Annotated in this window: 8 protein-coding genes; 4 read left to right on the forward strand and 4 right to left on the reverse strand. The window is 70.4% G+C overall.

What is annotated here, in order from left to right:
• From RMN98_RS14675 to RMN98_RS14690, 4 genes are all read right to left on the reverse strand, one after another.
• A partial coding sequence (locus RMN98_RS14675; protein ID WP_309649562.1) for a (Fe-S)-binding protein occupies positions 1 to 1,868 on the reverse strand: 1,868 nt, incomplete at its 3' end.
• Positions 1,869 to 1,975: 107 nt separating this feature from the next.
• The gene (locus RMN98_RS14680; RefSeq protein WP_309649563.1) at positions 1,976 to 4,525 is read right to left on the reverse strand and encodes a hypothetical protein; all 2,550 of its coding nucleotides are present in this window, start codon (positions 4,523 to 4,525) and stop codon (positions 1,976 to 1,978) included.
• Between the two features lie 83 nt (positions 4,526 to 4,608).
• Positions 4,609 to 5,355 (reverse strand): IclR family transcriptional regulator, encoded by a 747-nt coding sequence (locus RMN98_RS14685; RefSeq protein WP_309649564.1) that lies wholly within the window; start codon positions 5,353 to 5,355, stop codon positions 4,609 to 4,611.
• Between the two features lie 89 nt (positions 5,356 to 5,444).
• Positions 5,445 to 6,713, reverse strand: a complete 1,269-nt coding sequence (locus RMN98_RS14690; RefSeq protein ID WP_309649565.1) for a choice-of-anchor P family protein — start codon at positions 6,711 to 6,713, stop codon at positions 5,445 to 5,447.
• 214 nt (positions 6,714 to 6,927) lie between these two features.
• Between RMN98_RS14690 and hutH the strand changes: the two genes are divergently transcribed.
• The 4 genes from hutH to RMN98_RS14710 form a co-directional block, all read left to right on the forward strand.
• Positions 6,928 to 8,469, forward strand: coding sequence for a histidine ammonia-lyase (hutH, locus tag RMN98_RS14695; RefSeq protein ID WP_309649566.1), 1,542 nt, complete (start codon positions 6,928 to 6,930; stop codon positions 8,467 to 8,469).
• Positions 8,466 to 10,127, forward strand: coding sequence for a urocanate hydratase (gene hutU / locus RMN98_RS14700; RefSeq protein ID WP_309649567.1), 1,662 nt, complete (start codon positions 8,466 to 8,468; stop codon positions 10,125 to 10,127). The genes hutH and hutU overlap by 4 nt, the downstream gene beginning before the upstream one ends.
• 190 nt (positions 10,128 to 10,317) lie before the next feature.
• Positions 10,318 to 11,364, forward strand: coding sequence for a hypothetical protein (locus RMN98_RS14705; protein WP_309649568.1), 1,047 nt, complete (start codon positions 10,318 to 10,320; stop codon positions 11,362 to 11,364).
• Positions 11,365 to 11,597: 233 nt separating this feature from the next.
• Positions 11,598 to 12,145, forward strand: a 548-nt coding sequence (locus RMN98_RS14710) for a hypothetical protein (RefSeq protein WP_309649569.1), incomplete at its 3' end; no start/stop codon positions are given.

Consider the following 12,145-nt stretch of genomic DNA (forward strand, 5'->3'; position numbering starts at 1 on the left):
CCGATGTAGCAGGGGTCGTGGTAGGTGATCGAGCGCTTGTGGGCGCCTTCGCCGTCCTTGACCGGGGTCAGCTTGCCCTCGCGCACGAGGCGGTTGAGCAGCTGGGTGTGGTGCACGACCTCGAGCTCGATGCCGAAGTCCTTGTACTCGTTCTTGAGGGTGTTGAAGCAGTGGGCGCAGGTCGAGACGACCTTCTTGGCCCTCGCCTCGGTCATGACCTCGACGTTCTGCTGGGCCAGGCCCTGGAAGACGAACTCGTTGCCGGCACGACGGGCCGGGTCGCCGGTGCAGGTCTCGCCGTTGCCGAGCACGCCGAAGGAGACCCCGGCCATGTCGAGCAGCTCGGCGACCGCGCGGGTCGTCTTCTTGGCACGGTCCTCGTAGGCGCCGGCGCAGCCGACCCAGAACAGCCACTCGACCTCGTCCAGGGACTCGATCGACTCCCCCACCACCTTGACCTCGAAGTCGAGGCCCTTGGCCCAGTCCATGCGCGCCGAGGGCGACATGTTCCAGGGGTTGCCCTTGTTCTCGAGGCCCTTGAAGAGGCCGTTGAGCTCGGCGGGGAAGTTGGACTCCACCAGCACGGCGTAGCGGCGCATGTCGATGATGTGGTCGACGTGCTCGATGTCGACGGGGCACTGCTGGACGCAGGCGCCGCACGAGGTGCAGTTCCACAGCACGTCGGGGTCGATCACGGCGGCGCCGCTGTCGGGGTTGTAGAACCAGTCGTCGCCGGTGTCGCCGACGAGCGGGCGGTCGACCTCCTTCTGGAGGGTGTCGTTGCCCTCGAGGAGAGCGGCGCGGTCGCCCTCGGCGGCCTGGAGGTAGGGCGCCTTGGCGTAGGCGTGGTCGCGCAGCGCGGTGATGAAGAGCTTGGGCGAGAGCGGCTTCTCGGTGTTCCACGCGGGGCACTGCGACTGGCAGCGACCGCACTCGGTGCAGGTCGTGAAGTCGAGGATGCCCTTCCAGGAGAAGTCCTCGATCGAGCCGACGCCGAGCCTGGAGTCCTCGTCGAGGTCGTCGATGTCGTCGAGGGTGATCGCCTTGCCGTCGGAGGTGAGCGGCTTGACCGCGCCGAGCGCGGTGCGGCCCGAGGACTCGCGCTTGAACCAGATGTTGGGCCACGCGGTGAAGCGGTGCCAGGCGACACCCATCGTCAGGTTGGCCGAGATGACGATCAGCCAGACCATCGCGAGCAGGATCTTGAACATCGCGATCGCGATGATGATGTTCTCGAGCGTGCCGATCGAGTCCGCACCGGTGGGGTAGAGGTTGCCGAAGAACTGGCTGATCGGGAAGTGGAAGCCGCTGTACTTGTCGGTCTCGCCGTGGGCCTGGCCGAGGTTGTACTCCGCCCCGCGGATGAAGAGGATCGCGCCGCCCTCGAGCAGCGCCATGACCTCGACGAAGTAGGCCTGCCACATCGTGGAGCCGAAGAAGCGGCTCTTGCGGCCCAGCGAGCGCGGGTGGTTCTTCTGGCGGTAGTAGATCAGGTAGAGGATGCCGACCGTGCTCAGCAGGCCGATGACCTCCGAGACCCACTCGAAGAGGAAGAAGTGGCCGATGACCGGCAGCGCGAACTCGGGGTCGAAGAGCTGGAAGTAGCCGGTGAAGACCGCCGAGGAGAGGATGATGAACGCCAGGTAGACGAACCAGTGCATGATCCCGACGACGGTCCACTGGAGCATCCGCGTGTGCAGGAACGTCTCCTTGACCATCGTCACCGTGCGGGCGACCGGCTGGTCCGTGCGGCCCAGTGCCGGCTGACCGATCTTCATGGTGGCGACCATGGACCGCACGGCCCGCGTGGTCAGGACCACCGCGACGGCGGTGAAGGCCAGCGAGATGACGATGGCGACGATCTGCATGCGCGAGGACTCCTCGTGGATCGGGTGCCGACGAGAGCGCGACCGGCGGGGGTGAGCCTATTGGCCCACGCCCACCGAGTCAGTCCCTCGCGGGGGTGAGAAGGATCCTACCGACTGGTAACTTGCCGGACCTTTCCGGCCTGGGAGAATCGCACCGTCATCATCACCTTCGGGTCGCTCGCGCTGCGCGCGCAGAAGGCGTACGACGTGCCCAGACGCTGGTAGGGCTGGCCGACCGCCTGCATCACGGCGCGCGTGGTCATGCCGCGGCGCACGAGACGCTCCACGACCCCCACGGGCTTGCGCAGGCCGGGGTTGCGGCACGAGTCGGCCGCGATCCCCTCGGTGCGCTCCCACATCTGCAGGTAGGCCTCGGCGCCCCGTGTCATGTCGTCCACGATGGCCGAGCCCTGACGACCTGCCACCTTGCGCAGGTCCTCGATCCAGTCGGGGTAGAGGCCGTACTGCGCGACCCCGTCCCGGTTGATGTCGTAGACCCGCTGGCCGGCGCGCTGGCGCTTGATCGTGATGCCGTTGAGGCCCGTGAAGGGGTAGGTCACCTTGTTGGCGACGTCGGTGCCGCGGGCGGAGCCCTGGGCGCCGAGGCCGTTGATGTCGGCACCGAAGCCCATGCCGTAGTAGTAGCGCTCGTCGGCCCAGCCGAGGTGACGGCGCCACTTCTCGACGAAGCCGGTCGAGTCGCCGGCGTAGGGGGTGATGAAGCCGCCCAGCTTGTAGATCCGGGGGTAGGTGTCGGGGGTCGACCAGGAGTGGCTGGAGATGATCCCGGGGTAGTCCATCCGCGCGATCTGGTTCACCGCGGCCTTGCGTGCCTTCACGCTGAGGTGGTCGGGGTCGAAGATCATCTTGCGCTTCGCCAGGCCGGTGATGGTCTTCTCGCCGAGGTCGGTCAGGCCTCGTGCGTTGCAGTGCCCCGGGGGGCCGTAGAGCGGGATGGCGGGCAGGATCGGGCCGAAGAGCTGCCCGACGGCCCCGAAGAGGGCGTCCTGCTGCTGCGGGTCGATCTCGGGCACCGCGAGCTGGGGCCGGTCGGTGGACTCGCCGTCGGCGGGCGAGCAGCTCTTCATGTCCCAGAACGTGCCGGTCTCGAGGAAGTTGGCGCCGTTGATGACGACCCCGGTCTCCCCGGCGTCACCGGCCACGCCGGCCAGCGCGTTGTCGAACTTGTTGACCAGCTCCATCTGCCGCACGCCCATGGCGTAGACCTCGTCGAGCTGGCGGTCGATCTCGGCCGCGCTGCACGCGGGCACCTCGGTGGGCCCGACCCGCTTGAACGTGCAGCCGAACGGCACGGAGGTCTCGATGCCCATGACCACGGCCATGCGCCCGGAGTTGATGACCTGGCGGGCCTGGAAGGGGTTGGTGACGATCCGGTAGAAGCCCTTGCCGGGCCCGCCGAACTGGGCGTCGATGTAGTCCTGGAAGTTGTGCATCTGCCGCGCCTGCAGCCGGATCGAGTCCATGTCGTCGCAGGAGTTGCGCTTGAAGGGGTAGACCTCGCAGAGCTTGTTGTTCTCCACCAGCAGGTTGACGAAGAGACGCTGGCCACCGCGCCAAGCGCGCTCCATCCAGCGGTAGTAGGTGCCCTCGTGGGTCAGGGACTCCGGCGCGGGCCAGTCCTTGAAGGTCGGCCAGCCGACCGGGTCGTGGCTGGGCTCACCGGAGAGGAACGTCTCGAGGGCGGCGCCGTTGCCGCCGGTCAGGGTGTGGTCCTCGCAGTCGACCAGGGCGTAGGGCACGCCGTACCTGTCCCAGGGCTTGCCGCAGTGGGCCTCGCCGCCGAGGAACTCGAAGGCCATCCCATGGGTGTGGGCGTCGACGTAGCCGCGCACCTCCTGGAAGTCCGAGACGCCGCCGTGCGGGTTGCCGACGACGTCGATCTGCGACTCGGGGTAGGCGGTGCAGCCGCGGGTGAGCTCCAGACGGAACGCCGTGGGGCTGGTCCCGGTCGTCAGGCTCGCCCCCGACGCACGCAGGCCGCGCCCGCCGCTGAGGGTGAAGGTGAATCCCTTGCCGCGCTGGCGCACGGTCCAGTCGGCGTCCGGGCTCGGCTCGGTCGCGAGGCCGTCGGCGGCGAGGAAGTCGCGCTTGGTGCCGAACACGAGGTAGCTGCCGAGGTCGGTGGCCTTGAAGTAGAACGGCGCTGCCTGGGCGCGGGTGACCTGGGCCAGCGCGACGCCGTCACCGGCGCGGCGTACGTAGCGACCGCTGGGGGCACGCAGGGCGTAGCAGCCGCCGGCCATCGCGTAGCGCGACGCCGGGACCGCGGTGCGCTTCGAGAGCAGGGAGAGGCGGCGCAGCTGCGGGTCCGGGAGCCTTCGCTGGCTCGCGACGTAGGCCGCGGCAGCGCGACGCTCTGCGGCCGAGGTGGGGTCCTGGACATCGGCGCCGACCTCTCCGGCCCGGGAGATCGCGTTCTTGGTGCTGGTGTCGGAGTGGTCGTGGCCGTCGCCCGGTGCGTCCACGTGGGGCCGCGACTCGAGGGCGGCCGCCTTGCTCGCGTCGTAGGAGTCGAGGAGGTTGGTGGTGCGCTGCCCGAAGGACGGCACGGCCTGGAGGGCGACGGCGAGGACGGTGCCCGCTGCCACGGCCGTCCACGCGAGCTGTCGACGGGATCGGTGGTCGGGTGCGCGCATGGGCTCTCCTGGCTCGGGTCACGACAGGATCACCCACGAGGTGGGCGCTGTCGAGGGTCCCAACGCGCCAGGTGTGGTGTCGGTTACGCGCGGCCGCTGATCCGGCGGGTCAGCACGGCTGCCGTCCGCTGCACCTCGTCGACCAGCATCGGGGCCGGATCGCCCGCGAAGGTGACGGCCACCGCTGCCACCGGGTGCCCGTTGTGGTCGAGCACGGCCGCGGCGACGCTCGCGAAACCGGGGGTGACCTCGCTGTCCTCGACGGCGTGGCCCCGACGTCGTACGTCGGTCAGCAGCGAGCGGAGCGCGCTCAGCGTCTTCGGGCCGGTGCCGGTGCGGTCGACGAAGGCGGCCGGTGAGGGGTAGAGCGCGCGGACCTGGGCGGCCGGCAGGCTCGCGAGCAGGGCTCGACCGCTGGCGGTCAGGTGCGCAGGCAGGCGTACGCCGATGTGGGTGACCAGGGGAGGGCGGCCCGGGGCGCGCTCCTCGACCACGTAGAGGACGTCACGTCCGTGCAGCACCGCGAGGTGCGCGGACTGACCGACGCGGTCGACGAGGGAGGCCAGCTGGCGGCGCGCGATGCGCTGCAGCGGGGCCTGGCGGGAGTAGCCGCTGCCGACCTCGAACGCCGCGACGCCGAGGCCGTAGCGCCGCTCCTCGGCGAGGTGGACCACGTAGCCCTCGGCGACCATCGCCGCCAGCAGGTGGTAGGCCGTGCTGCGCGGCAGGTCGCACTCGCGCGCGATCCGCTCGAGGGGGACCGGGTCGGGCTGGCTGGCGAGGAAGGTGAGCACCTTCAGCGTGCGCGTGGCAGCCGGCACCTGGGTCATGACCCTCGAACCTAACGTCGACGTGACGGGTGGCGAGGCCGGGGCCCCGCCACCGCGTCACGGATTCTTCAGGGGTGCTGCGGGAGGGATCAGCCCCTGCGCACCTGGAACTCGGCCATGCCGAGGTCGACCACGGCGCCGGAGCCGTCGAGCAGCGTCAGGCGCAGCGCGATGACCGAGATGCCGTTCTTGATCCTGCGCACGATCTTCTGCTGGATCTTGACCAGACCCGGGATCTCGATGACACCGCTGTCGGGGAAGCTGGTGGCCTCGCCGTTGACGACGATCGAGCCGACCGTCGTGCCGGTGGCGTTGCGGACCAGGCTGTCGCCCTTGCGGGTCACGTTGGCCTTGGCGACGATCGCGTTGATGACCAGCGCGCCGTCACCGAGGTTGACCTTGGCGATGTTGGCGAGCTCGTAGCCGGTGCCGATGCCCTTGGCCTGGCGGGCCTTCTGGTTGGTGTCGACGCCGCGGACGATGATCTGGCCGCCCAGGTCGACGCGGGCCACCGCCTTGGTCAGCTCCTTGCCGTTGGTGCCCTTGCACGGCATCAGCGACAGGGGCGTGCGACCGGACTTCACGGTCTCGCCGAGCCCGCGGGCGCGGGTGCCGGCGGAGTAGCCGCGGAAGGTGCCGAACGGCGCACCCTTCTGGATCTTGGTGGCGGTGTGCGCGACCTTGGCGAGGGTGTCCGAGGGAAACACCCTGATGTTGATGGCATCGGCCGTGGCACGCACGCCATCCAGGATCTTCGCGCTCACCTCGTTGCCGACGGTGATCCGGGCCAGGCCGGGAATCTCCAGCGGCTGTCCCGGCGTGGGGATCTCGAGCTCCTGCGGGGCGCCGCCGGCGGGCGTCAGGATGATGCGCGCGACGCTGGTGTCGGTCTCGGTCTTGAACGAGGTGCCGGTGTGGAAGGCACGCGACATGGAGCGCACGCCCTCGATGGAGAGGCTGCCCAGCGCGCTCTCGGCGATCAGCACCTCGGCGATCGAGTGGGTGGCGTAGGAGGAGACGACCGGCCCCTTCTTCTCCGTCCAGGTCCGCGTGCGCACGCCGGAGATGGTGCCCAGCCCTGGGACCTCGACCTGGGCCTCGTAGTTGCTGCGCGTCACGCCGGCTCGGACCGTGCAGCCGATCGCGGTGTAGGCGGTGTTGTCGGAGCTGGCCGGGACCTGGCCGCCGCTCACGAGCGTGCCGAAGCCGGTCGCGTTGAGGGCGAAGCCGGTCTTGACGATGGCACGGGCGTTGTCGGGCGAGCCGACGACGGCCGTGGCGGGGGATGCGGTGGCCAGGCCGGTGAGGGCGAGGGTCGCAGTGGCGACGATGGCGCCGAATCGGATCTGGTGTCGCATGGGGGGACTCCTCATTGGTGGTGAATGAACAAGCGGCCACCGAGCCCGAGAATGTGACGCCGTGTGGCTGTCGGGTTGTCAACCCACGTCCTCAGTACCCCAGCAGAGTCAAATTCATACCTATGCAGGTATTCCGGTCTCATATCTCGGATCTGAGACTGTTGGGGGGTGACGCCCCTGTCGTCGGGGGGGCGGCGCGGCGAAGGATGGCCGCATGCCTGATGAAGTCGTCGTCGACGTCGGTCCCCTGTCCCTTCGGGACGTCGTGTCGGTCGCCCGCGAGGGGGCAGTGGTGCGGCTGGGCCCGGACGCCCTGGTCGCGCTCGCGCGGGCCCGCTCGGTCGTCGACGCCCTCGCCGCGGCTCCGACCCCCGCCTACGGGATCTCGACCGGCTTCGGGGCGCTGGCGACCCGGCACATCCCCTCGGAGATGCGCGCCCAGCTCCAGCGCTCGCTCGTCCGCTCGCACGCCGCCGGCTCCGGCCCCGAGGTCGAGCGCGAGGTGGTGCGGGGGCTGATGCTGCTGCGGCTCTCGACGCTCGCGACGGGGCACACCGGCGTACGCCCGGAGACGGCGGAGCTGCTCGCCGCCCTGCTGACGCACAGCATCACGCCGGTCGTCCACGAGTACGGCTCGCTCGGCTGCTCCGGCGACCTCGCGCCGCTCGCGCACTGTGCGCTGGCGTTGATGGGCGAGGGGTCCGTGCGCGACGTGTCGGGCGCGTTGGTGCCCGCCGCCGAGGCGCTCGCCGCGGCCGGGCTCACGCCGGTCGAGCTGGTGGCCAAGGAGGGACTCGCGCTCATCAACGGCACCGACGGGATGCTCGGCATGCTGGCGCTCGCGATCCACGACCTGGGCGTCCTGCTGCGGACGGCGGACGTCGCGGCCGCGATGTCCGTCGAGGGCCAGCTGGGCACCGACCGCGTCTTCGCATCCGACCTCCAGGCGATCCGGCCGCACCCCGGGCAGGCGGCCTCGGCCGCCAACCTGGTCGCGCTGCTGGCCGACTCCGGCATCGTGGCCTCACACCGCGGTCCCGACTGCAACCGCGTCCAGGACGCCTACTCCCTGCGCTGCTCGCCCCAGGTGCACGGCGGGGCCCGCGACACGCTCGGGCACGCAGCGGTCGTGGCCGGCCGCGAGCTGGCCTCGGCCGTGGACAACCCCGTCGTGGTCGGCGACCGGGTGGAGAGCAACGGCAACTTCCACGGGGCGCCCGTGGCCTACGTGCTCGTCTTCCTGGCGATCGTCACGGCCGACGTGGCCTCGATCAGCGAGCGACGCACCGACCGCTTCCTCGACAAGTCGCGCAACCACGGGCTGCCGCCCTTCCTCGCCCACGACCCCGGCGTCGACAGCGGGCTGATGATCGCGCAGTACACCCAGGCCGCGATCGTCTCCGAGCTCAAGCGCCTCGCGGTGCCGGCGTCGGTCGACTCGATCCCCTCCAGCGCCATGCAGGAGGACCACGTGTCGATGGGGTGGTCGGCCGCGCGCAAGCTGCGGCGCGCCGTGGACGGCCTCACCCGCGTCGTGGCCATCGAGGTGATGACGGCGGCCCGCGCGCTCGACCTGCGCGCACCGCTCGTGGCGTCGCCGGCGACGAGTGCCGTCGTACGACTGCTGCGGGAGGGGGGTGTCCAGGGGCCCGGTCCCGACCGGCACCTCTCGCCCGAGATCGAGGCTGCCGTGGAGCTCGTGCGCTCCGGGGCCGTCGTCCGTGTCGTCGAAGAAGTGATCGGAGAGCTGCGATGAACCCCAATCCCCGCCTGCCCGTCCGCGCCGCGCGCGGCACCGAGCTGACCGCCAAGTCGTGGCAGACCGAGGCGCCGCTGCGGATGCTGATGAACAACCTCGACCCCGAGGTGGCCGAGAATCCTGCGGAGCTCGTGGTCTACGGCGGCACGGGCAAGGCGGCGCGCAGCTGGGAGGCCTATGACGCGCTCGTGCGCACCCTGCGCGACCTGGAGCCCGACGAGACGATGCTCGTGCAGTCCGGCAAGCCGGTCGGCGTGATGCGCACCCACGAGTGGGCGCCGCGGGTGCTGATCGCCAACTCCAACCTGGTGGGCGACTGGGCCAACTGGGAGGAGTTCCGCCGACTGGAGGACCTCGGGTTGACGATGTACGGCCAGATGACGGCCGGCTCGTGGATCTACATCGGCACCCAGGGGATCCTCCAGGGCACGTTCGAGACGTTCGCGGCCGTGGCCGACAAGCGGTTCGGTGGCACCCTGGCCGGCACGATCACCGTGACCGCCGGGCTCGGTGGCATGGGAGGCGCGCAGCCGCTCGCCGTCACGATGAACGACGGCGTGGTGATCTGCATCGAGTGCGACCCCGCGCGGATCGAGCGGCGCATCGAGCACCGCTACCTCGACGTCCAGGCGTCGTCATTGTCCGAGGCGGTGTCGATGGCGGTGGCGGCCCGCGACGCGCGCACGCCGCTGTCGATCGGGGTGCTCGGCAACGCCGCGGTGATGCTGCCCGAGCTGCTGGAGTCGGGGGCGCCGATCGACATCGTGACCGACCAGACGTCGGCTCACGACCCGCTCTACTACCTGCCGGCCGGGACGTCGTACGACGACTGGGCGAGCGAGCGCGAGGCCGACCCGGTCGGGTTCACCAAGCGCGCGGAGGAGTCGATGGCGACCCACGTGCGCGCGATGGTCGACTTCCAGGACCGGGGCGCGGAGGTCTTCGACTACGGCAACTCGATCCGCGACGAGGCGCGCAAGGGCGGCTACGACCGGGCCTTCGACTTCCCGGGCTTCGTGCCGGCCTACATCCGTCCGCTGTTCTGCGAGGGCAAGGGCCCCTTCCGGTGGGCCGCGCTCTCCGGTGATCCGGCCGACATCGCGGCGACCGACCGGGCGATCCTCGAGCTGTTCCCCGACAACGAGCGCCTGCACACGTGGATCACCATGGCGCAGGAGAAGGTGCAGTTCCAGGGGCTGCCGGCGCGGATCTGCTGGCTGGGCTACGGCGAGCGCCACCTCGCGGGGCTGAAGTTCAACGAGATGGTCGCCTCCGGTGAGCTCAAGGCGCCGATCGTCATCGGCCGCGACCACCTCGACTGCGGCTCGGTCGCCTCGCCCTACCGCGAGACCGAGGCGATGCTCGACGGCTCCGACGCGATCGCCGACTGGGCGCTGCTCAACGCGCTGGTCAACACCGCCTCCGGGGCCACCTGGGTCTCGATCCACCACGGCGGCGGCGTCGGCATGGGCCGCTCCATCCACGCCGGTCAGGTGTGTGTCGCCGACGGCACCGCGCTGGCTGCGGAGAAGATCGAGCGGGTCCTCACCAACGACCCCGGCATGGGCGTCATCCGCCACGTCGACGCCGGCTACGACCGCGCTGCCGAGGTCGCTGCCGAGCGGGGTGTGCGGGTGCCGATGACCGAGGGCTGAGCTGGCCGGGAAAGTACGGGACGTTTTCGACGTTCCAGGGCCTCTCGGAGGTCGATAACGTCCCGCACTATCCGGACGGTCGTGACGGCCCGAGCCACTCAAGCTCCACAGGTGGCAGCGAGGTCGCAGTTCTCCACAGGCGCCACGGGTCGTCGATTGGCACGTGCGTGCCGGCGGCATCGATCCGGACATGTCGATCATCCGCTGGGACCCCGTCTGCACGAGGCCGGACGGCCTGGTGGCCCCTGCCCGCACCGGCCGCATCGGAAGGGACGGACCGACCTGGCGCGCAGCCAACGGGCCGCGTTGGCGGAAGGTCGGGCCCGGTCTCTACGTGCCCTCGTCGGTCGAGGTCTGCGTCGAGCAGCGCATCGTCGAGCAGGCCGCGCGGCTGAGACCCAACGGCCGGTCCGGGTGCGTGACGGCATGGGCGGCCTTGCGGTGGCGCGGAGCGGCGTTCTTCGACGGGTTCGCTCCGGGTGGCGAGGTCGAGCTGCCGGTGCCGTTGTCACTCGGGGGCGCCGGCGCCAAGCTGCGCGCGGCTCCGGGTTGCCACGTCGAGCGGGTGTTCCTGGCTCCTTCTGAGCGCGAGCTGGTCGCCGGGATCCCCGTGACCACCCCACAGCGAGCACTCTTCGACGAGGTACGACGCCGCAACTCCCTGTGGTCGGCCGTCGAGGCGATCGACATGGCAGCCGCGGCCGGGCTCATCTCGGTCTGGCTCTTCGCGACGTACGTCGGCAACGCCAACTCGCGCAACGGTGCGCCGCTCGCCCGACACGCGGTGTCCCTGGCTGTCGACGAGAGTCGCTCGCCCCGTGAGACCTGGCTCCGCCTCGTCTACACCCAGCTGGCCGACCTGCCGGAGCCGATCGTCAACGAGCCGGTCTACGACCTCGACGACAACCTGCTCGGGATCCCGGACCTGTTCGATCCGGTCGCGGGCCTCGTGGTCGAGTACGACGGCGAGCACCACAAGTCGATCGAGCAGCACCGCCGGGACGTGACGCGGGAGCAGCGGTTTCGCGGGGTCGGGCTGGAGTACGTCAGCGTCGTCCGCGGAGACTCCCGCCGGGCAGCCGCGGCACGTATCCTCGGCGTACGGTCCCGAGCGCTCTTCCTGCCGCCCTCGCAGCGCGCGTGGACCCTCGAGCGTCCGCCGTGGGATCCCGCGCCCGAGACCCTCGATGCCCGCTTCGTCCGGCTGGGCAAGGTCGAGGAGCTGACGCACGCCTGATGGGCCGGATAGTGCGGGACGCCTTCGACCTCGCGGGACCAGCAGGAGGTCGAAAACGTCCCGCACTTTCCGCCAGATGCCGTCCTGCCGAAGGTACGAGAGCCCGTACTACTCCAGAATGGGGAAGCGACGTGACGGTCGTCACGTCGCGGTGCCTACTCTCTGCCGACGCCCCGCCTCAGCACCCACTCGGTGTGCCGGGGGACGGGGGCTCGTACCTGTGGGGACAGCACATGCGCACCAAGAAGATCAGCACCCTCGGCACGGCTGCGGCCGGCCTCGTCATCAGCCTCGTCGGCGTCACCTCCGCGCACGCGGCCGCTCAGACCATCCTGGTCCCGAACGACTTCAACCCGGCACGCTCGGACACCCGCACGGGCGGCTCCTACACCGTCGAGGGCACCGGCCTGCGGATCACGACCCAGAGCAACACCTCGCTCGACAAGGTCGCGGAGTACGTCGACACGAACAAGCCGCTCTCCTCGGTGGGCGAGCCGACGCTCGACTACACGCCGATCTCGGGCACCATCCCACCGGGCTTCCAGCTGGTCGTCGACTTCGACGGTGACGGCACGGACGACGGCATCCTGATCGGCGAGCCGCAGTTCTACGGCAACGTGTGGTGGCTGAACAACAGCGCGGACGCGGACGTGAAGGCGCGGGCACCCATGAACCCGGGCAGCTCCGGGAGCGCGTTCGGCTACGACGGCACGCTGGACGAGTGGCGCGCCGCGTTCCCGGCCGCCGTGGTCAAGGCCTTCGGGTTCTCCCTCGGCTCGGG

The organism is Nocardioides sp. (assembly GCF_031397825.1).
Lineage (GTDB): Bacteria > Actinomycetota > Actinomycetes > Propionibacteriales > Nocardioidaceae > Nocardioides.

Excerpts from the sequence above, each read along its gene's own strand:
- RMN98_RS14680 (WP_309649563.1), bottom strand. The coding sequence starts at position 4,525 with ATGCGCGCACCCGACCACCGATCCCGTCGACAGCTCGCGTGGACGGCC.
- RMN98_RS14685 (WP_309649564.1), bottom strand. The coding sequence starts at position 5,355 with ATGACCCAGGTGCCGGCTGCCACGCGCACGCTGAAGGTGCTCACCTTC.
- RMN98_RS14690 (WP_309649565.1), bottom strand. The coding sequence starts at position 6,713 with ATGCGACACCAGATCCGATTCGGCGCCATCGTCGCCACTGCGACCCTC.
- hutH (WP_309649566.1), top strand. The coding sequence starts at position 6,928 with ATGCCTGATGAAGTCGTCGTCGACGTCGGTCCCCTGTCCCTTCGGGAC.
- hutU (WP_309649567.1), top strand. The coding sequence starts at position 8,466 with ATGAACCCCAATCCCCGCCTGCCCGTCCGCGCCGCGCGCGGCACCGAG.
- RMN98_RS14705 (WP_309649568.1), top strand. The coding sequence starts at position 10,318 with ATGTCGATCATCCGCTGGGACCCCGTCTGCACGAGGCCGGACGGCCTG.